The sequence below is a fragment of the Micromonospora sp. NPDC005087 genome (assembly GCF_042872965.1).
GTDB lineage: Bacteria > Actinomycetota > Actinomycetes > Mycobacteriales > Micromonosporaceae > Micromonospora.
The window spans coordinates 153,416-174,700 of record NZ_JBIALB010000008.1 but is presented as its reverse complement, the minus strand read 5'-3'; the positions used below and the strand labels follow the sequence as shown (position 1 = coordinate 174,700).

Sequence of the window (21,285 nt, the reverse complement as noted above, 5' to 3'; positions counted from 1 at the left end):
GTGCGGGTCAGTCCGCCCGGCCGGCGGGCGGACCGGGAACGGGCGTGTCGGCGAACGAGGCCACCGTCCGGTCGGCGTACGCGCTGACGTCGCCGGTCTCCATCGGGCCGTCCCAGGTCGTCGGCAGAGGCACCTCGACCGCCGGGTTCACCCGGCGGACGATCTCGTCGAGCACCGTCTCCGCGTCACCGACCCAGAGGTGCTTGGCGTTCGGCACGCCCACCACCTCGGCCTGCGGAACCGCGGCGAACCGCTCCCCGGCCTCGGCCGGGCGCAGGTAGTCGTCGAACTCCGGCACCAGGGCCACCAGCGGGCGACCGGAGCCGGCCCAGGTGGCCAGATCCTCGGGAGCCGAGAAGCGCAGCGGCGGGGAGAGCAGGATCGCGCCCGCCACCGCCGGGTCGCAGCCGTACTTGAGCGCCAGGTCGGTGCCGAACGACCAGCCGACCAGCCAGATGTTGGGCAGCTCGGCGAACTCCGCGTACTCGATGGCGGCGGCCACGTCGTAGCGCTCGCCGACGGCCTCGTCGAAGGCCCCCTCGCTGGTGCCGCGCATGCTGCTGGTCCCCCGGGTGTTGAACCGGAGCACGGCCACGTCGGCCAGCGCCGGCAGCCGCCAGGCCGCCTTGCGGAACACGTGGCTGTCCATCATCCCGCCGTGGGTGGGCAGCGGGTGCAGGCAGACCAGGGTGGCCGCCGGCGGCCGGTCGACCGGCAGTGCCAGCTCACCGACCAGCCGCAGACCGTCGGCGGTGTGCAACTCGATGTCCTCCCGGCGACCGGGCAGGACCGACGACGCGCGGATCGGTGTGCTCACCCGTCAAGTCTGGCGCGAAGCCGCCGCCTTCGCCCGCCCGGGCGCGAACAGGGTGATCCAGATCGCTCAGCCGTGGCGCGGGGCGCCCCGGCCGCGCTGCGCCGCCGGGCCACGCCGCTCCCGTGCGCGCCAGCAGCCGCTGTGCCAGTGCCGCCGGTCGGTCAGGTCACCCAGGCCGTCCGCCGGCCAGGCCACCAGGTGCGCCACCCCGGGCCGGATCTCCTGGTCACAACCGGGGCAGCGGTACGTCTTGACCGACGCGCCCGCGCCGATCCCGCGTACCTGCCAGGCGCCGTCGGTCCACTGCTGCACCGAGGCGACGCCCTGCCGGACACGGTCGGCGTCCAGGTTGGCGTTCTCGTCCCGGCGAGGGCGGTTGCGACGGGGGCTCACAACTACCAAGCGTACGGTCCGTCGGGCGGGACGACCTCGCGGCCGGCCCCGCCCGACGCAGAGATCACTCAGACGCCGCCGGGACCGTCCGGCGTTGACCCGGTCAGCGGTGCGAGTGGTCGCGGAAGCCCCGGCGGGTCTTGCGGCCCAGGTAGCCGGCGGTGACCAGGTGCTCCAGCAGCGGCGCGGGCGCGAAGCCCGGCTCGCGCAGCTCCAGGTACAGCTCCCGCTGAATGGCCAGCGAGACGTCCAGCCCGACCACGTCGAGCAGCTCGAACGGGCCCATCGGGTAGCCGCAGCCCAGCTTCATCGCGTGGTCGATGTCGTCGGCCGTGGAGTAGCTGGCCTCCAGCATCTTCACCGCGTCGTTCAGATACGGGAAGAGCAGCGCGTTCACGATGAACCCGGACCGGTCGCCGCACACCACGCCGGTCTTGCCCAGCGCGGCACACACCGCCCGGGCGGTCGCCGTGGTCTCCGGGGAGGTACGGATGGTGCGGACCACCTCGACCAGCGGCATGATCGGCGCCGGGTTGAAGAAGTGCAGCCCCACCACGTCGGCGGGCCGCTGGGTGGCCATCGCCACGTCGATCACCGGCAGGGACGAGGTGGTGGTCGCCAGCACCACGCCCGGCTTGCAGATCTCGTCGAGGCTGGCGAAGAGCGCCTTCTTCACGCTCAACTCCTCGACCACCGCCTCGACCACCAGGTCGACGTCGGCGAGGTGGTCGAGCGTGGCCGACCAGCTGATCCGGCCCAGGGCGGCGTCCCGGTCGGCCTCGGCGAGCTTGCCGCGCACCACGCCCTTGTTCAGCGAGGTCTTCACCGCCTCGCACACCTTCGCGGACTTCTCCGCGCCCCGGGTCACCGAGATGACCTCGTAGCCGGCCTTCGCGAAGACCTCGATGATGCCGGTGGCCATCGTCCCGGAGCCCACCACGCCCACCTTGGCGATGGCGCGCGCGCCGTCGGCGAGCGCGGCCTCCGTGGCCAGCGGCGTCGCCTCGTCGGGTACGACCACCGGGGAACCGGGCCGTTCGTAGGTGTAGAAGCCTCGGCCGGACTTCCGGCCCAGCAGCCCCGCGGTGACCATCTGCTTGAGCAGCGGCACCGGGGCGTGCCGGCGGTCCCGCCCGCCGCGCCGGTACATGGTGTCCAGGATCTCGTACGCGGTGTCCAGGCCGATGAGGTCCATCAACGCCAGCGGACCCATCGGCAGGCCACAGCCGAGCTTCATCGCGGCGTCGATGTCCTCCCGCGTCGCGTAGTGCGACTCGAACATCCCGACCGCGTGGTTCAGGTAGCCGAAGAGCAGCGCGTTGGCGATGAAACCGGCCCGGTCGTTGATGGTGACGTCGACCTTGCCGAGCCGTGCGCAGAGCGCCTCCACGTCGGCGACCACCTCGGCCGAGGTGACCACGGTCCGGACCACCTCGACCAGCTTCATCACCGGCGCCGGGTTGAAGAAGTGGATGCCGATGACCTGGTTGGGCCGGTGGGTGGCCACCGAGATCTCGGTGACGCTCAACGAGGAGGTGTTGGTCGCCAGGATCGCCTCGGGCTTGCAGACCCGGTCCAGCTCGGCGAAGATCCGCTGCTTCAGGTCCAGGTGCTCGGGCACCGCCTCGATGACCAGGTCGACGGAGTGCAGCGCGTCCAGCCCGACCGCGAAGTGCACCCGGCCGAGCAGCGCGTCCCGGTCCTCCGGTGCGAGCTTGCCCTTGGCCACCGCCCGGTCCGTGGAGCCGGTGAGGTTGACCCGGCCACGCTCCAGCGCCGGCTCGGAGATCTCCACCGCGACGACGTCGATGCCGTTGCGGGCGAAGACCTCGACGATGCCGGCACCCATGGTGCCCAGCCCCACCACACCCACGGTGCTGAACTCGCGCGCCACGACCGGCCTCCCCAGACACTCCGCACGGCCACTGAACGGCCGCTAAGGTTATGCGCGCGAGTCTGCCACGTGACGCTGGGTTGTCGAGACGCCGTGGCATATTTCACCCACGACGCCACCGGCCGCCCGGCTGGCCGGGCCTGCACTCAGCCGGCCGGGACGGCGGTCAACGCCAGCAGCTCCGCGACGAACTCCGCCGGGCGCTCCAGGTGCGGGCTGTGCCCGCAACCGGGCAGCACCACCTCGTGGTACGCGCCGCCGGCCGCCGCGTACCGCTCCAGCACCGCCCGGGTCTGACCGACCATCGGCTGCGGCGGGCACTCCGCCGCACCGGGCCACCCCGGTACGGCACCCAGCGAGCCCAGGTACGCCAGGTCGAACAGCGAAGTGTCCGAGACGATCACGTCGGCGTCACCGCGTACCCAGGTGACCGGAGGCTTGTCGGCGACGGCCACCAGCTCGTCGGCGAGCCGGAACCAGGTCGGCGCGAGCGCGTTGAGCACCCCGCGCTCCCCCGGCGCCACGCCCGGCCAGTTCTCCGAGGACGCCGCCGTGCCGGGGTAGTTGTCGTCCCCCGTGACGGTGGAGAGCAGGCTGTCGAGCAGCAACTCCTCGTCGCCGCCCAGCGACGACGGATCGGCCACATAGGTCGCTCGCAGCACGGCACGCGGGCTGGTCTGGGCCTCGGTGCCGCGATCACCCGCGGTGAGCCGGGCGACGAAGTCCGGGTTCGCCGTGCCGGCACCGGTACCGGCGAAGTCGGGCGTCGTCGGCGTGCCGGCCAGGTCGCGGGTGCCACCGAAGCCGTACGGGGAGACCGGCGCGGCGAGCAGCAGCGCGCCCACCCGGTGCGGGTGGTCGACCAGCAGTCGCATCGCCACGCCCCCGCCGAGGGAGTGCCCCACCACCACCGGGCGGGCGTCGGCCGCGCCGAAGAACGTCGGGTCCTCCAGCAGCGCGGCCACGTCGTCGGAGAAATCCCGAAGACCCCGGGTCGCGTCCACCGGGGCGGTCTCCGAGGCGCCGTAACCACGCAGGTCCGGCGCGACCACCCGCAGCGTCGGCGGCAGCCGCCGGACCAGCGGCTCCCAGAACAGGGCGGACGAGCAGTTGCCGTGGATCAGCAGCACCGGAGTGCCGTCCGGCGGGCCCGCCACGCGTACCGCCTGGGTGATGCCGTTCGCTGTCACGGTCCGCTGCTCGGTCTCCACCCGCGGCATGCTGCCACCCCGGTCCGCGCCGGTCCAGGTGCCCGGCAGCCATCCCGGGTGCGCCCCGGGTGTGGGCCCGCACCAACCACGACGTCCTTTTACTCAGCGACGTGCGGTGGGCGGCGTGGCCAGCGGCAGCGGCAGCGTCGGCCGGACGTCACGCCGGGACGGGCCGAAGCTGAGCCCGACCGGATCGGTGTGGGCCACTCCCGGATCGAACAGACGCAGCTCGGTGCGGCCGAGCCGGATCACATCGCCGTCGGAGAGGAGTTCCACCTCGGTGATCCGGCGGTCGTTGAGCCAGGTGCCGTTGGTTGAGCCCAGGTCGCGCAGTGCCGGGCCCTCCGGCGCCCGCCACACCGCCGCGTGCTGCCGGCTCAGGTGCGGGTCGTTGATGACGACGTGACCGGTCGGCGCCCGACCGATCACCTGCGCCTCGGCCCGCAGACGAAAACTCGCCCCGCGCATCGACCCACCCGCGACCGTCAACAGCGGCATCAGTTCCGGATGTTCCTCCATGGACAGCCAGCCCTCCACCCCACACGACTACGCCGCGCGCCAGCCTGCCATCAGACGGTAATCGTCAATACCGACCGGCCGGTCAACTCCTCGCCACCTCCCGGCCATCTCCCGTTCGACGGTTCGGGCGGGCGGGATCCGAGCAGAGGGCCTGACCTGCTCTGATCAACGAGCGGGCGGCCCGATGCGACTCCCGTCCCGCCGGGCCGAATCGCGGCCTACCGGCGAGTAATCTTCGGGTCTAGACTTCCGCCATGACGGCTGTGCAGATCCCCGGCAACCCGGTCATCGAGGCAGGCCAACTGGTGTCCACCAGCCCCGCCACCGGCGTCGAGGCCGGTCGCCTCCCGGTCGCCACCGACGCCGACGTCCGGCGGGCCGTCGAGCGCGCCCGCACCGCCGGCGAATGGTGGGCCGGGCTGGGCTTCACCGGCCGCCGCGAACGGCTGCTGCGCTGGCGCGCCCTGCTCGCCAAGCGGATCGAGCAGCTCGCCGAGCTGGTGCACGTCGAGGGCGGCAAGCCGGTCGCCGACGCCATCGTCGAGATCGTCACCGCGATCGAGCACATCGACTGGGCCGCCCGCAACGCCGGCCGGGTGCTCGGCCCGCGCCGGGTGCGGTCCCGGCTCATCCTCGCCGAGTTCTCCGGGCACCTCGAATACCAGCCGTACGGCGTGGTCGGCGTCATCGGGCCGTGGAACTATCCGGTCTTCACCCCGATCGGCTCCGCCGCGTACGCGCTGGCCGCCGGCAACGCCGTCGTGCTCAAGCCGAGCGAGTACACGCCCGCGGCCGGCCAGTGGCTGGTGGACAGCTTCGCCGAGGTCGTACCCGAGCAACCGGTGTTCACCGCCGTGCACGGGCTGGGCGGCGTGGGCGCGGCGCTGTGCCGTTCCGGGGTGAACAAGCTCGCCTTCACCGGCTCCACCGCCACCGCCCGCAAGGTCATGGCCGCCTGCGCCGAGACGCTGACCCCGGTGCTCATCGAGGGCGGCGGCAAGGACGCCATGATCGTCGACAGCGACGCCGACCTGGACGCCGCCGCCGAGGCGTGCGTCTGGGGCGGAATGACCAACGCCGGCCAGACCTGCATCGGCATCGAACGGGTGTACGCCGTCGACCAGGTCTTCGACACCTTCGTCGACAAGGTGGTGGCCCGCGCGGGCCGGCTGACCGTCGGGCCCGAGGGCACCGACATCGGCCCGATCACCATGCCCGGCCAGGTCGACGTGATCCGCCGCCACATCGAGGCCGCGGTCAACTCCGGCGGGCGCGCCGTGCTGGGCGGCCCGAGCGCGGTGCAGCCGCCGTACGTGCACCCGACCGTGCTGGTGGACGTACCGGAGGACTCGGCCGCCGTCCGCGAGGAGACCTTCGGGCCGACGCTCACCATCAGCCGGGTCCGCGACGCCGACGAAGCCGTCGCCCGGGCCAACGCGCTCGCGTACGGCCTGGGTGGCTCGGTCTTCGGTCGGCGGCGCGCGGTTGCCATCGCCCGACGGCTGCGCTCCGGGATGGCCTCGGTCAACTCCACCCTCACCTTCGCCGGGATGTCCACCCTGCCGTTCGGCGGGGTCGGTGACTCCGGCTTCGGGCGGATCCACGGCGAGGACGGACTGCGCGAATTCGGCCGGGCCAAGGCGATCACCCGCCGGAGGGCCCGGTCGCTGCTGCCGTCCATGACCTTCGAGCGGACCCCGACCGACGTCGCCCGACTCGTCAAGGCCATCAAAATGATGTACGGCAGGTGAGTGTCGGATAACCGATCTCCACCGAGATCGACGCATCCACATGTTTGGACACGGTATTCGCGGCGGTACATTGCGTTAAATGGGCCCTAATCGATTGCGCTACCGCCTTGTCGACAGTGACCGGTCGTGGAGCGCCCGGCAGCGGCGGCGTCGCTCGGACTGGCTCGCACGCACGTTCCCGACGATCGGCGACATGCACGTGGTCGATCTCGGCGGCCGGCTCGGCACCTGGAATCGCGCCACCATCCGGCCCACTCGGGTGACCGTGGTCAACCTGGAGCAACCGCCCACCGTCGTCCCAGAGTGGGCCCACGTCGTACAGGCCGATGCCTGCGACCTGCCGCCGCAGGTCACCAACGGCGACTTCGACCTGGTCTTCTCCAACTCGGTGCTGGAGCACGTGGGCGGGCACGAACGCCAGCCGCGGTTCGCCGCGGCAGTCCACTCGTTGGCCGAACGGCACTGGGTGCAGACGCCCTACCGCTACTTCCCGATCGAGCCGCACTGGATCGCGCCCGGAATGCAGTTCCTGCCGGTCCGGCTTCGCACCGCGGTCGCCCGACGGTGGCCGCTAGGCCACAAGCCGACCCGGAGCCACGACGCCGCCATCCACCAGGTGCTCTGGACCGAACTGCTGGACCGGTCGCAGATGCGCCACTACTTCCCCGACTCGCGGATGCTCGTCGAGCGGGTGGCCGGCCTACCCAAGTCGCTGATCGCGGTGCGAACCGGGGAGTGAACCGGTCAGAAGAGGGTCAACTCGTCCTTCTCGATGCCCCGCAGCTTGTCGTAGTCCACGACCACGCACCGGATGCCCCGGTCGGCGGCGAGCACCCGCGCCTGCGGCTTGATCTCCTGCGCGGCGAAGACCCCGGTGACCGGGCTGAGCAGCGGGTCGCGGTTCATCAGTTCGAGATAGCGGGTGAGCTGCTCGACCCCGTCGATCTCACCGCGCCGCTTGACCTCGACCGCGACCGCACCGGAGTTGGCGTCCCGGCAGAGCAGGTCGACCGGGCCGATCGCCGTCATGTACTCGCGGCGGACCAGCGTGTACCCGTCGCCCAACACGCTCGGGTTGGCCGCCAGCAACTCCTGGAGATGCGCCTCCACCCCGTCCTTGCGCAGGCCGGGGTCCACCCCCAACTCGTACGAGGTGTCCTGGAAGATCTCCTCAAGGGTGATCCGCAGCTCCTCGCCAGCCTTGTTGACCACCCGCCACACGCCGGGGGCCTCCTCCAGCCGACACGGCGGGCTCATCCAGTTCAACGGCTTGTACGCCCGGTCGTCGGCATGGATCGACACCGACCCGTCCGCCTTCACCATCAGCAGCCGGGTCGCCAGCGGCAGGTGAGCCGAGAGCCGTCCGACGTAGTCCACCGAGCACTTCGCAATGACCAACCGCACCCGACGAGGGTAGCCGAGCACCCACCGGTCGCCACCGAGCGGCACTGGCGCGTCGATGGGATGCTGAGATGGTGCTCGAAGTCCTCACCGGTACCGGTCTCGCCGCCTCGGCGGGCCTGAACGCGTACATACCCCTGCTCACCCTCGGTCTGCTCGCCCGCTACACCGACCTGATCGACCTGCCCAGCGGCTGGACATGGCTCGGCAACGGCTGGGTCGTCGCCATCCTGGCCCTGCTGCTCGCCGTCGAGATGGTGGCGGACAAGGTGCCGGTGGTCGACCACATCAACGACGTGGTGCAGACCGTGGTCCGACCCACCGCCGGCGGCCTGGCCTTCGGCGCCGGATCGTCGTCGGAGACGGTGACGGTCACCGACCCGGGCAGCTTCTTCTCGTCGCACCAGTGGGTGCAAGTGGTCACCGGCGTTCTGCTCGCGTTCGGCGTACACCTGCTCAAGTCCGCAGCGCGGCCGGTAGTCAACGCGACCACCGCCGGGTTCGGCGCCCCAGTGGCCAGCACCGCCGAGGACGCCACCAGCGTGGTGGTCTCCCTGGTGGCGATCATCCTGCCGGTGCTGGTGCTCGCCTTCCTGCTCGGCCTGGTGGCGTTCGTCTACTGGTTCCTACGCCGACGCTCCGAACGCCGCCGGGAACGCGAGGCAGCACGCGCCGCCGGCTTCCGCGTCTGACGAGCCGCGGGCCGCGGGCCAGGGCGTTCCCGCCGGTCCAGACATGCCGCTGGCCGGCACCCCGGGGTGGGGTGCCGGCCAGCGGTCGATGTCGTGCGGTGGTGCGGTGGGTCAGCTGTTCCAGTGCTGGGCGACCAGGTCGGTGGCCTGCTGCTCCCACTGGGCGTAGGCGTCGGGGTAGGCCGAGACCTGCACGGTCTGCGCGGCGTCGGTCAACGCCATGTCCTGCCACCCGTCAACCTGCTTCAAACCCTTGAGGAACGCGGTGGTGGAGTACTCGGGGTTGGTGATCTGCTCGGGCGTGCCCCAACCACTGGTCGGGCGCTGCTGGAACAGGCCCAGCGAGTCATGGTCGTTGGCGTCGCCGAGGTGACCCAGGTTCTCCAGCTTCGACTCCTGCAGACTCGTGGCGATCGAGATCACCGCGGCCCGCTCAGGCAGACCAGCCTTCTTCGTCGCCGCGATGATCGCCTTCACATTGCCGGTCTGCTCGTCGTTCAGGTCGATGTGCGACTGCGCGCCCTGCACCTTGGCCGTCTGCACCGCGACCGCGACCGGCTTGCCATCCACGGGGGTGGCGGCGTGCGCGGCGATCGGACCGGCGAACACGCCACCGGCGAACGCGAGACCAGCAACAGACAGCATGCTCTTACGAATAATCGTGTTCATGAGAGGTCAGCTCCTTCAGGGGGGTAGACACCCACACGCCCGAGGGGGACGGCGCAAGGATGCGAGCACCTCGTCCGGCGCTTCCAACTGCAAGGGGGGAAAGTCATCGTCGGCGGCCTACGGGCGGGGGCTCGTGGCGCCGGGACTGTATGTAACGACCGCCGGGCCGCCGGCATTCCGGGGGTGGCCCATCCATCGGCACCCCGGTGAGCGGGGGCTCCGTTCCAGCGGCCCCCGAGTGAGGGGGTCGGTCAGGGGTCTGCAACGACCGGCCACCCGCGGGCATTCCAACCCGGGCCCGGCCGCCATCCCAACCCCCAGAGGGGCGGGGTGCCGGACCGGTGGTGCTGCGATCGTCAGGGTGTGTAACGACCCCCGGCCCGCCACGATTCCACCCCACGGATGCAGCCGGTCACACGCCAGAGACCTCCGATACGGGACATACGGCACGAAATTGCCGGCTGTCGCGGGCGTCAACTCGACCGGCTGGGGTTGATCGACTCGGTATCACCGATATCGGGCCATCCGGCCGCCCAGGACACCGGGACATCCCCGAAATCGCCGACATCGCCGACATCGCCGACATCGCTGACACGCTGACATCGAGTCGACCACCGCGAACGAGGATGAAGCGAACCCGGGGCGAGGTGGTCAACGAGGGGTATACCTCGGAGGCATATTTATGCCTCCGAGGTATATCGCTCACAACAGCGACCGCCCCCCAGAAGGGAGCACCCGGCCGCGTCCAACTACAGGGACCAATCAGACCCCGCCACCCCGCCAGACGGAATGGTCCGTCACGCAGCGGAGGGATCAGGACGAACGGCGACCACCGACGGTGTGGGGCCCGCCGTGCCCGGCGTAGGGATCAAGCCTGACCGCCCGAAGCCGGGCACGGCGGGCCCCACACCGCCCACGACGCACCGCACCGCGCCCGACAACCCACGACCCACCCGCACCGCGCCCGACAACCCACGACCCACCGCCGCCGCACCCGACAAACCCACAACGCACCACACCGCGCGGCCGACAAAGCCACGACCCACCGCACCGGGTGGCCGACAAACCAGACAGCTACCCAGCGTCGCGGCATAGCAAGGATCACGAAGCCGGCAAAAGCCTACGATCGGTCAAGAAGCCTAGAGGAGGTCGGCATGACTACAGCGATGGAGATGCCCCGGGTCCAGGAGTGCGTGGTCGTGGCCTGCGCGTACAACAACGCCGGCGACTGCCACGCCTTCGCGATCACGATCGGCAGCATGGATCACGCGCACTGCCACACCTTCGTCGAGTCGCCGGTGCGCGGCGGTGTGGACAGCCTGATCGCTCAGGTGGGCGCGTGCCAGCGGTCCGACTGTCGGCACAATGAGCAGCTCGAGTGCCACGCCTCGTCCATAAGGGTCGGCCCGGACAACGACATGGCCGACTGCATGACCTACGCCGGCCGCTGACCGGTCACACCAGCCCGGGTCAGGGCAGGTCGTTGGCGCGCCGGATGACCGTCACCAGGTCGTCGATGATGCCGGTGAGGGCGAAGTCCTTCGGGGTGAAGACCCGAGCCACCCCGGCCGCCCGCAGCGTGTCGGCGTCGCCGGCGGGGATGATGCCGCCCACCACCACCGGCAGGTCCGCCCGACCGGCGGCGCGCAGCCCGTCGAGCACGGCCGGCACGGCGGCAAGGTGCGAGCCGGAGAGCACGGAGAGCCCGACCAGGTCGACGTCCTCCTCAACGGCCGCGGCGACGATCTGCCCGGCGGTCAGCCGGATGCCCTGGTAGACGACCTCGAAGCCGGCGTCGCGGGCGCGTACCGCGATCTGCTCGGCGCCGTTGGAGTGCCCGTCCAGGCCGGGCTTGCCGACCAGCAGCCGCAGCCGGCCGCTGCCCAGCTCGCGGGCTGTGGCGGTAACCCGTGCGCGGACGGCCGCGAGGCCCGGGTCGCCGCCGGTGCCGGTGGCGCCGGCCAGTCCGGTGGGCGCCCGGTACTCGCCGAAGACCTGGCGCAGCGCGCCGGCCCACTCGCCGGTGGTCACGCCGGCCCGCACGCACTCCAGGGTGGCCGGCATCAGGTTCGCGGTGGTCGCGGCGGCCGCCCTGAGCCGGGCCAGGGCCGCCTCGACGGCCGCGGCGTCCCGGTCGGCCCGCCACCGGCGTACGCCGGTGGCGGCGGCGGTTTCGACCGCCGGATCGACCTGCTCGACCGCCTCCGCTCCGGCCGCGGTCAGCGGGGACGACTCGGTCCCAGTGAACCGGTTGACGCCGACCACCACGTCGGCACCGGACTCCATCCGGCGGCGGCGCTCGGCCAGCGAGGCGACCAGCGCGCTCTTGAGGTAACCGGTCTCCACGGCGGCGACCACGCCGCCCAACTCCAGCACCTTGTCCAGCTCGACGCGGGCACCGGTGACGATCTCGTCGACCAGCGCGGTCATCACGTGCGAGCCGGCGAAGAGGTCGGGGTATTCGAGCAGGTCCGACTCGTACGCCAGGACCTGCTGCATCCGCAGCGACCATTGCTGGTCCCACGGGCGGGGCAGGCCGAGCGCCTCGTTCCAGGCGGGCAGCTGCACCGCGCGGGCCCGGGCGTCGCGGGACAACGTCACGCCGAGCATCTCCAGCACGATGCGCTGGATGTTGTTCTCCGGCTGCGCTTCGGTCAGGCCGAGCGAGTTGACCTGAACGCCGTAGCGGAACCGGCGCTGCCTGGCCTCGGTGACGCCATACCGGTCCCGGGTGATCTCGTCCCAGAGCACGCTGAACGCGCGCATCTTGGCGATCTCCTCCACGAACCGCACCCCGGCGTTGACGAAGAACGAGATCCGCTGCACCACGTCACCGATCCGCTCGGCGGGCACCTGGCCCGAGTCGCGGACCGCGTCAAGCACGGCGACCGCCGTGGCCAGCGCGAAGCCGACCTCCTGCACCGGCGTGGCACCGGCCTCCTGGAGGTGGTACGAGCAGATGTTGACCGGGTTCCACCGCGGCATCTCACGCAGCGTGTAGGCCACCACGTCGGCGGTGAGCCGCAGCGACGCCGCCGGCGGGAAGATGTACGTCCCCCGGGACAGGTACTCCTTGATGATGTCGTTCTGCGTGGTGCCGGCGCAGCGCGCCAGCTCGGCGTTCTGCTCCAGCCCCACGGTGCCGTACAGGGCGAGCAGCCACATCGCCGGGGCGTTGATGGTCATCGAGGTGTTCATGTCGGCCAGCGGAATGCCGTCGAAGAGCGCCCGCATGTCGCCGAGGTGGGCCACCGGCACGCCGACCCGGCCGACCTCACCGGTGGCCAGCTCGTGGTCGGGGTCGTACCCGGTCTGGGTGGGCAGGTCGAAGGCGACCGAGAGACCGGTCTGCCCCTTCGCCAGGTTGCGGCGGAAGAGGGCGTTGGTCGCGGCGGCCGACGAGTGACCGGCGTAGGTGCGCATCACCCACGGGCGGTCCCGCTCGGGCAACCGCCCCGAAGATGCCTTCTCATCCATGGCCGGAGTCTAAGTTACCGTTCAGTAAAACGGGTTGTGGAAAACCACACAGGTCCATGTCGCGGACGTCCGGGTGCGAAGCGCCCGGAGTGTCCCGGACCGCCACACCCCGGGCGCCACGCCACCCCGGTCAGGACGCACACTGGACACCATGGATGACGAGCTGGCCATCTCCGTCCGGGGGCTGCGCAAGGCGTACGGCGACAACGTGGCCGTGGCGGGCGTGGACCTCGACGTCCACCGCGGCGAGGTGTTCGCCCTGCTCGGCCCGAACGGCGCCGGCAAGACCACGACCGTGGAGATCCTGGAGGGCTACCGACGCCGGGACGCCGGCGAGGTCGCCGTGCTCGGGGCCGACCCCGCCCACCCGGACGCCGGCTGGCGGTCCCGGGTCGGCATCGTGCTCCAGGGCACCGGCGAGTTCGACGAGCTGACCGTGGCCGAGGTGATCCGGCACTTCTCCGGCTTCTACCCGGACGCCGACGACCCGGACAAGGTGATCGAGCGGGTCGGGCTGGCCGGCAAGGCGAAGGCCCGTACGCACACCCTCTCGGGTGGGCAGAAGCGCCGCCTCGACGTGGCGCTGGGCATCATCGGCCGCCCCGAGCTGCTCTTCCTCGACGAGCCGACCACCGGCTTCGACCCGGAGGCCCGCCGCGAGTTCTGGGAACTGATCCGCGACCTCGCGGCGGCCGGCACCACCATCGTGCTGACCACCCACTACCTGGACGAAGCGGAGGCGCTGGCCGACCGGGTGGGTGTGATCGCCGGCGGCCGGCTCGTGGAGGTCGCCGCACCGAACCAGCTGGGCAACCGGCAGGAGGCGCTGGCGACGGTCTCCTGGCGTACCCCGGACGGGACGCTGGAGCGCGCGCCGAGCGCGACGCCGACGGCCCTGGTGGCCGAGCTGGCCGCGCGCTACGGCGGCGAGGTCCCCGGGCTCACCGTGACCCGGCCGACCCTGGAGGACGTCTACCTCACGATGATCGGACACGCGCGATGACGACCACGACGAAGCCGGCGACGCCGGTCGCCGCGACCCCGGGCCGCCGGCCGGGCGCGGGCGCGCTGGCCCTGCGGCAGGGCCGGCTGGAGATCACCCAGTTCCTGCGCAGCCGGGAGTCCGTGGTCTTCACGATGGGCTTCCCTATCATCATGATCCTGATCTTCGCGTCGATCTTCGGCGGCACGATCGGCGGCGGGGTCAAGTTCACCCAGTACTTCATCACCGGCATGATCGCGACCGGCCTGATGACGGTGAGCTTCCAGAACCTCGGCATCTGGATCCCGATCGAGCGGGACCGGGGCGTGCTCAAGCGCTACCGGGGCACGCCGATGCCGAAGTGGGTCTGGTTCGCCGGCAAGGTGATCATGGTGGTGGCGATCGGCATCGCCGAGACCGCGCTGCTGCTGGCGGTCGCGGTGGCGCTGTTCGACCTCGACCTGCCGGGTACCGCCGGGAAGTGGTTCACCTTCGGTTGGGTCTCCGTGCTCGGGGTGACCGCCTGCACGCTCTGCGGGATCGCCATCTCGTCGCTGGCCCGCACCGCGCGCAGCGGCTCGGCGGTGGTCACCCCGGTCGCCCTGGTGCTCCAGTTCATCTCCGGAGTGTTCTTCGTCTTCACCGACCTGCCCACCTGGATGCAGCAGGTGGCCGCGCTGTTCCCGCTCAAGTGGATGTGCCAGGGGCTACGGGCGGTCTTCCTGCCGTCGAGCTTCGGCGCGCAGGAGCCCGGGGGCTCGTTCGAGCTGGGCCGCGTCGCGCTGGTGCTGGCCCTGTGGTGCGTGATCGGCCTGGTGCTCTGCCTGACCACCTTCGGCTGGACGACCAAGCGCGACGGCTGACCGGTAAGCAGACAGTTCCCCGTCGGCTTTTTTCGACCGCACGACGGGACACCGGGTTCCGCCAAGGGCTGCGACACTCGGACCATGGCGGCTCGACCGACCCGGCGTGGTCTCCTGCTCGCGGGGGCGGGGGCGGGTGCACTGGCCGTCGGCATCGGCTGGACGGCGCGCGACCTGATCCGGCCCGCGCCGGCACGGCCGGTGCCTCCGAAGGCACCGGCCGGCGACGAACGGCTCACCAGCCGCCCGTCCGCCGCGCGGGGCCGCACGGTCGACTTCTACACGGCCGTCCCGGACGGGTACGGCGACGGGCGGGGACTGCCGGTCTGCCTCGTGCTGCACGGCGCTTCCACCACCGCGCGGGACTTCCCCGGGCTCGGCCTGGGCCGTTTCCTGACCGACGCGGTACGCCGGGGCGCTCCGCCGTTCGTGCTCGCTGGGGCAACCGGCGACCGACTCTCCTGGCGTCCGTCCGGGCGGGACGACCCGCAACGGATGGTGCGCGAGGAACTACCGGCCTGGTGCGCCGAGCGGGGCTTCGATTCCGCCCGACTGGCGGCCTGGGGCTGGTCGATGGGGGGCTTCGGCTCGCTGTTGCTCGCCGGGACCTGGCCGGGGTTCCTCCGGGCGGTGGCGGCCTTCTCCCCCGCCGTCGCACCTGGCGACGCCGTCTTCGCCAGCGTCGATCGGCTGCGCGGCACTCGGCTGGGCATCTGGTGCGGTCGGCAGGACGACTTCCTCGCCGACGTGCAAGCGCTGGAGCGTGCTCTTCCAGAGCCGGCCGCCTAGGTGGAGTACGCCGACGGCCGACACGACTTCGGCTACTGGGGTCGGGTCATCCCAGACGCCTTCGACTTCGTCGCGGCAGCGCTGGCAGACCCCGACCCGGCTTCCAGTCCGGGATGAGCACCGCCCCGGGCCCGCGGTAGCGAGTGATCGCCACTGCGGGCCCGTAGCTGCGTGTTCTCAGTACGTGTAGAAGCCCTTGCCGGTCTTGCGGCCCAGGTCGCCGGCGGTGACCATGCGCTGGAGCAGCTCCGGTGGGAAGAACTTCTCGTCCGCCGTGTCGGTGTAGATGTTCTTCGAGGCGTGCAGCAGCACATCCACGCCGGTCAGGTCGGTGGTGGCCAGCGGGCCCATGGCGTGCCCGAAGCCCAGCCGACAGGCGGTGTCCAGGTCCTCCGCCGACACCACGCCGGACTCGACGAGCTTGACCGCCTCCACCACCAGGGCGGAGATCAGGCGGGTGGTCACGAAGCCGGCGATGTCCCGGTTGACCACCACCACCGTCTTGCCGATCTCCTCGGCGAAGGCCCGGACGGTGGCCAGCGTGGCGTCGCTGGTCTTGTAGCCGCGGACCAGCTCGCAGAGCTGCATCATCGGCACCGGGGAGAAGAAGTGGGTGCCGACGACCGCCTCGGGCCGCTCGGTGACCGCGGCGATCTGGGTCACCGGGATGGCCGAGGTGTTGGTGGCGAGCACCGCGTCGGCCTTGCAGATCTTGTCCAGGGCGCGAAACACCTCGTGCTTGATCTCCAGACGCTCGAAGACCGCCTCGACCACGATGTCCGCGTCCGCCGCCGCCTCCAAGTCGGTGGTCGGGGTGATCCGGGCGAGCGTCGCCTCGACGTCCGACGCCTCGATCTTGCCCTTCTCGGCGAACTTCTCCAGCGACTTCCGAATGCCGCCGAGCCCTCGCTTGGTGGCCGCGTCGTCCAGGTCGCGCAGCGTCACCTGCCAGCCCGCCTGCGCCGCCACCTGGGCGATGCCGGAGCCCATCAGCCCGGCCCCGACGACCGCGAGTCGACCCGCCATCTGCTTCTCCCTCGCTGCGATTGAGTGCCTGCCTGCACCCTAGTCGGCGAGCCTGAACGACGGCTAAGGGGCTGTCGGGAGACCCGACAACCCCCTGGACCCGGTCTGCGTCAGATTTCCAGCTCCGGCTCCTCCGGCGTCGTCCCGCGCTCGACAGCCACTCCGAGCGCGCGCAGGTCAGCCACGAAGTCCGGGTAGCCCCGGTCGACGTGGTGCACGTGGGAGACCTCGGTGGCCCCGTCCGCGCAGAGCCCGGCGATGATCAGGCCGGCCCCGGCGCGAATGTCCGTGGCCCGCACCGGCGCTCCGGAGAGTCGGCTCCGGCCCCGGACCACCGCGTGGTGGCCGTCGGTCTTGATGTCCGCGCCGAGGCGCATCATCTCGTTGGCGAACATGAACCGGCCGTCGAAGATGTTCTCGGTGATCAACGAGGCACCGTCACTGACCGCGGCCAGGCCGATCGCCATCGGCAGCAGGTCGGTGGCGAAGCCCGGGTACGGCAGCGTCACCACGTCGACCGCGCGGGGCCGGTCGTCCATCCGCACCCGGAAGCCGTCTCCCCGGGTCTCCACCAGGCCGCCGGCCGCCACCACCTTGTCCAGCGCGACCTCCAGGAAGGCCGGGTCGAGCCCGGTCACGGTCACGTCGCCTCGGGTCATCGCCGCGCCGAAGGCCCAGGTGCCGGCCACGATCCGGTCCCCCACGGTGGCGTGCCGCACCGGGCGCAGCCCGGGTACGCCGGTGATCCGCAGGGTGGACGTTCCGGCGCCGGAGATCCGCGCGCCCATCTGGTTGAGCATGGTGCAGATGTCAACGATCTCCGGCTCCCGAGCCGCGTTGTCGATCGTCGTGGTGCCCTGGGCCAGCACCGCCGCCATCACCAGGTTCTCGGTGGCGCCCACACTGGGGAAGTCCAGCACGATGTCCGCGCCGCGGAGCCCGTGCGGTGCGGTAGCGATGACGAAGCCGTGCTCACCGGAGATGTCCGCGCCCATCCGGGTCAGCCCGGAGACGTGCATGTCCAGCCCGCGCGAGCCGATCGCGTCGCCGCCCGGGTGAGCCACCCGCACGTACCCCCGGCGGGCCAGCAACGGGCCGAGCACGCAGATCGACGCACGCAGCCGGCGGACCAGGTCGTAGTCCGCGTCGGCGCCCGGCTGTTCGGGTACATCGATGGTCACCGAGCGCGACCGGGCCACCCCGCCCCGCGCGACCATCGGATCCACCGGGTCGTCCGCGTCGAACCGCACGTCGCACCCCAGCCGGCGCAGCACCTCCCCCATGATCGCGATGTCGGTGATCCGCGGGACGTTGGTGATCACGCTCCGGCCCGGAGCGAGCAGCGCGGCTGCCATCAACTTCAACGCCGAGTTCTTGGCACCCACCACGTGCACGGTGCCGGCCAGCCGGGCGTCACCGCGTACCCGGATGACGTCGACATCGTTGACCGCCGGATCGCCCGCGTCCCCGGGGCCCACCACCGCCGGCCAGCCGGCGGTGGTGTCCGGCCGCGCCGGGATCGTCAGGTCCGGTATCCGTAGGCTGTGCGTCATGGCCGTCCACCTCACGCGCATCTACACCAAGGCCGGCGACGCCGGCATGACCAGGCTGAGCAACAACGAGCAGGTGCCGAAGACCGATCCACGGATCGCCGCGTACGCGGATGTCGACGAGTGCAACGCGGCGATCGGCGTCGCGCTCGCCCTGGGCCAGCTCGACGAGGAACTGCGGGCCGTGCTGGCGTCGATCCAGAACGACCTGTTCGACGTGGGCGCCGACCTGTCCACGCCGGTGGAGCCGGAGCCGAAGTATCCGCCGCTGCGAGTGACCGAGGAGTACGTCGAGCGCCTCGAGGGCTGGTGCGACGAGTACAACGCACGCCTGAGCAAGCTCGACTCCTTCATCCTCCCCGGCGGCACCGCAGGCGCGGCGCTGCTGCACGTGGCGCGGACCATCGCCCGGCGTGCCGAACGAGCAGCGTGGGCGCTGGTCAGCCACGATCCGGAACGGACCAGCCCGCTCCCGGCAAAGTATCTCAACCGGCTCTCCGATCTGCTCTTTATCCTGTCAAGAACGGCAAATCCGGCGGGAGATGTGCTATGGGTGCCGGGCGGTAAGCGCTGAGCGTCGGCGGGCTGCACCACGTCGAGGTGTGGGTTCCCGATCTCGCGGCCGCCACGCGTAGCTGGGGCTGGCTCCTGGGCGAGCTGGGCTGGTCGCTGCACCAGGACTGGCCGGCCGGCCGCTCGTGGCGCCTCGGCCCCACCTACATCGTGCTGGAGCAGTCGTCAGCGCTCTCCGGGCCCCGGCACGATCGGCTGGCTCCGGGGCTGAACCACCTGGCCTTCCACGCCGGCCCGCCGGCCGCCGTGGACCGGCTCGTGACGACAGCCCCGGCGTACGGCTGGACGCTGCTCTTCCCGGACCGCCATCCGCACGCCGGCGGCCCCGACACCTACGCCGCCTACCTCACCGACAACCACGGCTACGAGGCAGAACTAGTCGCCACCAGTAACGGCAGTTGATAGATAGCGCGCCCGAACGACGCACAGTGCCCCGGCAGGGTATCCGGGGAGCCCGCCCGGCGGAGGGATCAAGCCTGACCGCCCGCAGCCGGGCGGGCTCCCCGGAAACCCCCAACGGTGAGAGGGAACTAGGCAGCGGGCCAATCTTGGGAGGCCATACGCGGCGAGACCGCCCCCGGAGGGGCGGCCTCGAGCCAGGAGAGGAAACCGGTCACTGTAGACCGCGCCATGGCGATCTCCACCGGTGCATGGTGACTGGTACAGCGGAGGATCACCCAGTCGGCCGGCATGGAGAGACGTTCCTGACCCTCCGGCAACCGGCGGCGCTCCACCGCGAGCCCCTTGCGGGAGAGCACCCGCTTGGGCCGCAGGGCGAAGCTGAACATCCGGTACCAGCGCAGCTCGTCACCGGCGAACCGGCCGAAGCCGGGCGACCATCCGCGGCCGTCGAGCATGGTGGAGACCCGGACGCTGAGCCGGATGATGCCACCGCTGCGGGTGACCAGGGCCCGCCGGACGAAGAGGATGAGGAGCGCACCGAGGATGACGGCGACGCCGATCCCGATTCCCTCGACGATCTCCATCCCCGGTACGGCTCAGTGGCTCTGCGCGGAGACCGGGGTCGCGCTCTCGGCCAGGACGATGACACCGTCGGCGCTCACCGAGAGGAAGCCGCCGGCCACGTCGTAGGAGACCTGCTCACCGCCAGCCAGCTTGATGCGCACCTGGCCGGGCTCGGCGAGCTGGCCGAGCAGCGGCGCGTGCCCCGGCAGGACACCGAGCTCACCCTCGGTCGTCCGGGCGACGACCATCTCGGCGTCACCGGACCAGACCTTCTCCTCGACGGCGACGAGCTCGACGTGAAGCTGCTGTGCCACGCTGTCTCCTTGCTGCGGCGGCGGATTGCCGAAAGTCTAGTCCTGACGCTGACCCGCCCCCAAGGCGGGTGGGGAGAGCTGCGCCACGGCTACTTGGTCTTGTTCTGGAATTCCGGGTGCTCCAGCAGGAACGGGTCCAGTTGTTCATTGTGCAGGGCGGTGAAGAAGTCCGACACGCCGGGCTTGAACTGCTCACCCTTGTACTTCTTACCGTCGAAGACCCCGCCACCCGGGAGCTTGATCATCTGAATGGTGTTCGGGCGGATGCTCTTCAGGGCGAGCCCGAAGTCGATCACGCTGTTGCCACGGCCGTTGAAGATCAGCGACTGGCCCGCGGCGCGGAGCACCTTGTCCAGCTTGATCGGGTTGGACACCACGTCGGCGCTGAACGCCTGACCGACCATGGCCTTGACGAACTGCTGCTGGTGACGCTGCCGGCCGTAGTCAGAGTCCGGGACACCGTTCTTCGGGTAGCGCTGCCGGACGTAGTCCAGCGCCTGCCACCCGCTGAGGTGCTGGTTGCCCTTCTCGTAGACCGCCTGCGGGCCGACGTAGCCCTCGCCGCGCGTGTTGCCCGGCCGCGGCTTGCCGTCCGGCTGCTTGTGCTCGGAGCGCACTTCCCGCTCGACGTACATGTCGACGCCGCCCATCGCGTCGACGATCTTCTGGAAGCCGGTGAAGTTGATGATCGCGCCCGCGTCGAACCGCTTGATGCCGGTCACGTTCTGCACAGTGGTGGCCAGCAGCTCGAAGCCCCGCGCCGCGTCGGGGTTCCCTCCCGGCACCCGGCTGCCGAACGACATGGCGGCGTTGATCTTCGTGGTCTCGCCGGCGAACTCGGCCTTCTTGAACGAGGGGATGTGCACGTAGAGGTCCCGCGGCAGCGAGAACAGATAGGCCCGGTCCATCGACGCGGGCACGTGCAACACCATGATCGAGTCGGCCAGTGGCGCCGCTGTCGGCGTACGCGGGTCGATGCCGACCAGCAGGATGTTGAGCGGGCCCTTGATGTCGGTCTTCTTCGCCTGGGCACCGGCCGCCTGGTCGCCGAAGAGGTCGGCCTTGCCGACCGCGCCCTCGTAGCGGGCCATCAGCACCTCGGTGCCGACCAGCACCGCCCCGCTGAGCATGGTCAGCACGGTGCCGAACACCGTGCAGACCCTGGCCCAGCGCGGCACGCCCCGCCAGATGGACGGCTTACGGCCACTCTTGACGGCCTTACCCACGAGCATCTCCGTTCGTTACGCCCACGAAGAGGAGACGGGCGCACGTAGCCGAAAGGTTGCAAAGATCAACGCTCGTTCACGTGAGCGCCGACCGACCGTATCTCGGGTGGTACGGAACCGACGACCACGAGTAACGGACCGCGGCGATGATAAGGCGTGAAAATGAACAAAA

At 71.0% G+C, this 21,285-nt stretch carries 22 protein-coding genes; 9 read left to right on the top strand and 13 right to left on the bottom strand.

The features are described 5' to 3' along the window. Positions 1-7 precede the first annotated feature (7 nt). From ACFYPS_RS20285 to ACFYPS_RS20265, 5 genes are all read right to left on the bottom strand, one after another. Positions 8-817 carry an alpha/beta hydrolase gene (locus ACFYPS_RS20285; RefSeq protein WP_354963868.1) on the bottom strand — a complete coding sequence of 270 codons (810 nt, stop codon included), beginning with the start codon at positions 815-817 and terminating at the stop codon, positions 8-10. Positions 818-883: 66 nt separating this feature from the next. Beyond that, a complete protein-coding gene (locus tag ACFYPS_RS20280; protein ID WP_354963867.1) occupies positions 884-1,210 on the bottom strand; it encodes a hypothetical protein in 327 nt (108 codons plus the stop codon). 103 nt (positions 1,211-1,313) lie between these two features. After that, positions 1,314-3,104: a 3-hydroxybutyryl-CoA dehydrogenase gene (locus ACFYPS_RS20275; RefSeq protein ID WP_354963866.1), complete on the bottom strand. Its 1,791-nt coding sequence runs from the start codon at positions 3,102-3,104 to the stop codon at positions 1,314-1,316. A gap of 146 nt (positions 3,105-3,250) precedes the next feature. Then, on the bottom strand, positions 3,251-4,324 hold the full coding sequence (locus ACFYPS_RS20270; protein WP_354963865.1) for an alpha/beta hydrolase: 1,074 nt from the start codon (positions 4,322-4,324) through the stop codon (positions 3,251-3,253). 93 nt (positions 4,325-4,417) lie between these two features. Continuing rightward, positions 4,418-4,834: an FHA domain-containing protein gene (locus ACFYPS_RS20265; RefSeq protein ID WP_354963864.1), complete on the bottom strand. Its 417-nt coding sequence runs from the start codon at positions 4,832-4,834 to the stop codon at positions 4,418-4,420. Positions 4,835-5,088: 254 nt separating this feature from the next. Here ACFYPS_RS20265 and ACFYPS_RS20260 point away from each other — a divergent pair, with 254 nt between their 5' ends. Both ACFYPS_RS20260 and ACFYPS_RS20255 read left to right on the top strand, forming a co-directional pair. Then, entirely contained in the window at positions 5,089-6,585 is a 1,497-nt protein-coding gene (locus tag ACFYPS_RS20260; protein ID WP_354963863.1) for an aldehyde dehydrogenase family protein, read from the top strand. Positions 6,586-6,664: 79 nt separating this feature from the next. Then, on the top strand, positions 6,665-7,324 hold the full coding sequence (locus ACFYPS_RS20255; protein WP_354963862.1) for a class I SAM-dependent methyltransferase: 660 nt from the start codon (positions 6,665-6,667) through the stop codon (positions 7,322-7,324). Between the two features lie 5 nt (positions 7,325-7,329). Here the strand turns inward: ACFYPS_RS20255 and nucS are convergent, their stop codons facing one another. Further along, on the bottom strand, positions 7,330-7,989 hold the full coding sequence (nucS, locus tag ACFYPS_RS20250; protein WP_354963861.1) for an endonuclease NucS: 660 nt from the start codon (positions 7,987-7,989) through the stop codon (positions 7,330-7,332). 71 nt (positions 7,990-8,060) lie between these two features. Between nucS and ACFYPS_RS20245 the strand changes: the two genes are divergently transcribed. Next, on the top strand, positions 8,061-8,678 hold the full coding sequence (locus ACFYPS_RS20245; RefSeq protein WP_354964013.1) for a DUF4126 domain-containing protein: 618 nt from the start codon (positions 8,061-8,063) through the stop codon (positions 8,676-8,678). A gap of 111 nt (positions 8,679-8,789) precedes the next feature. Here the strand turns inward: ACFYPS_RS20245 and ACFYPS_RS20240 are convergent, their stop codons facing one another. Continuing rightward, positions 8,790-9,347 carry a hypothetical protein gene (locus tag ACFYPS_RS20240; protein ID WP_387326051.1) on the bottom strand — a complete coding sequence of 186 codons (558 nt, stop codon included), beginning with the start codon at positions 9,345-9,347 and terminating at the stop codon, positions 8,790-8,792. 1,154 nt (positions 9,348-10,501) lie between these two features. Between ACFYPS_RS20240 and ACFYPS_RS20235 the strand changes: the two genes are divergently transcribed. Further along, a complete protein-coding gene (locus ACFYPS_RS20235) occupies positions 10,502-10,798 on the top strand; it encodes a DUF1540 domain-containing protein (RefSeq protein WP_354963859.1) in 297 nt (98 codons plus the stop codon). A gap of 19 nt (positions 10,799-10,817) precedes the next feature. Here the strand turns inward: ACFYPS_RS20235 and ACFYPS_RS20230 are convergent, their stop codons facing one another. Then, positions 10,818-12,824, bottom strand: a complete 2,007-nt coding sequence (locus ACFYPS_RS20230) for a protein meaA (RefSeq protein ID WP_354963858.1) — start codon at positions 12,822-12,824, stop codon at positions 10,818-10,820. Between the two features lie 151 nt (positions 12,825-12,975). On the opposite strand from ACFYPS_RS20230, the gene ACFYPS_RS20225 reads away from it, so the two are divergent. The 3 genes from ACFYPS_RS20225 to ACFYPS_RS20215 all read left to right on the top strand — a co-directional run bounded on the left by ACFYPS_RS20225 (position 12,976) and on the right by ACFYPS_RS20215 (position 15,458). Beyond that, positions 12,976-13,827: an ABC transporter ATP-binding protein gene (locus ACFYPS_RS20225; protein WP_354963857.1), complete on the top strand. Its 852-nt coding sequence runs from the start codon at positions 12,976-12,978 to the stop codon at positions 13,825-13,827. Beyond that, entirely contained in the window at positions 13,824-14,669 is an 846-nt protein-coding gene (locus tag ACFYPS_RS20220; protein WP_354963856.1) for an ABC transporter permease, read from the top strand. The genes ACFYPS_RS20225 and ACFYPS_RS20220 overlap by 4 nt, the downstream gene beginning before the upstream one ends. Before the next feature lie 84 nt (positions 14,670-14,753). Continuing rightward, positions 14,754-15,458 carry an alpha/beta hydrolase-fold protein gene (locus ACFYPS_RS20215; protein WP_354963855.1) on the top strand — a complete coding sequence of 235 codons (705 nt, stop codon included), beginning with the start codon at positions 14,754-14,756 and terminating at the stop codon, positions 15,456-15,458. A gap of 177 nt (positions 15,459-15,635) precedes the next feature. On the opposite strand, the gene ACFYPS_RS20210 is transcribed toward ACFYPS_RS20215, so the two are convergent. Together ACFYPS_RS20210 and murA are read right to left on the bottom strand one after the other, a co-directional pair. Continuing rightward, entirely contained in the window at positions 15,636-16,484 is an 849-nt protein-coding gene (locus ACFYPS_RS20210; RefSeq protein WP_354963854.1) for a 3-hydroxyacyl-CoA dehydrogenase family protein, read from the bottom strand. Positions 16,485-16,594: 110 nt separating this feature from the next. Beyond that, positions 16,595-18,037 carry a UDP-N-acetylglucosamine 1-carboxyvinyltransferase gene (murA, locus tag ACFYPS_RS20205; protein WP_354963853.1) on the bottom strand — a complete coding sequence of 481 codons (1,443 nt, stop codon included), beginning with the start codon at positions 18,035-18,037 and terminating at the stop codon, positions 16,595-16,597. Here murA and ACFYPS_RS20200 point away from each other — a divergent pair. Then, complete coding sequence (locus ACFYPS_RS20200) at positions 18,036-18,608, top strand: cob(I)yrinic acid a,c-diamide adenosyltransferase (RefSeq protein WP_210909719.1); 573 nt, start codon at positions 18,036-18,038, stop codon at positions 18,606-18,608. The genes murA and ACFYPS_RS20200 overlap by 2 nt on opposite strands. Positions 18,609-18,634: 26 nt before the next feature. Beyond that, entirely contained in the window at positions 18,635-19,009 is a 375-nt protein-coding gene (locus tag ACFYPS_RS20195) for a VOC family protein (RefSeq protein ID WP_354963852.1), read from the top strand. A gap of 128 nt (positions 19,010-19,137) precedes the next feature. Here ACFYPS_RS20195 and ACFYPS_RS20190 read toward each other — a convergent pair whose 3' ends face one another. The 3 genes from ACFYPS_RS20190 to ACFYPS_RS20180 all read right to left on the bottom strand — a co-directional run bounded on the left by ACFYPS_RS20190 (position 19,138) and on the right by ACFYPS_RS20180 (position 21,119). Further along, positions 19,138-19,593 carry a DUF2550 domain-containing protein gene (locus tag ACFYPS_RS20190; protein WP_363757145.1) on the bottom strand — a complete coding sequence of 152 codons (456 nt, stop codon included), beginning with the start codon at positions 19,591-19,593 and terminating at the stop codon, positions 19,138-19,140. 12 nt (positions 19,594-19,605) lie between these two features. Continuing rightward, positions 19,606-19,887: a F0F1 ATP synthase subunit epsilon gene (locus tag ACFYPS_RS20185; protein WP_354963850.1), complete on the bottom strand. Its 282-nt coding sequence runs from the start codon at positions 19,885-19,887 to the stop codon at positions 19,606-19,608. An 89-nt stretch (positions 19,888-19,976) separates the two neighbouring features. Next, entirely contained in the window at positions 19,977-21,119 is a 1,143-nt protein-coding gene (locus tag ACFYPS_RS20180; RefSeq protein WP_354963849.1) for an LCP family protein, read from the bottom strand. Positions 21,120-21,285 lie beyond the last annotated feature (166 nt).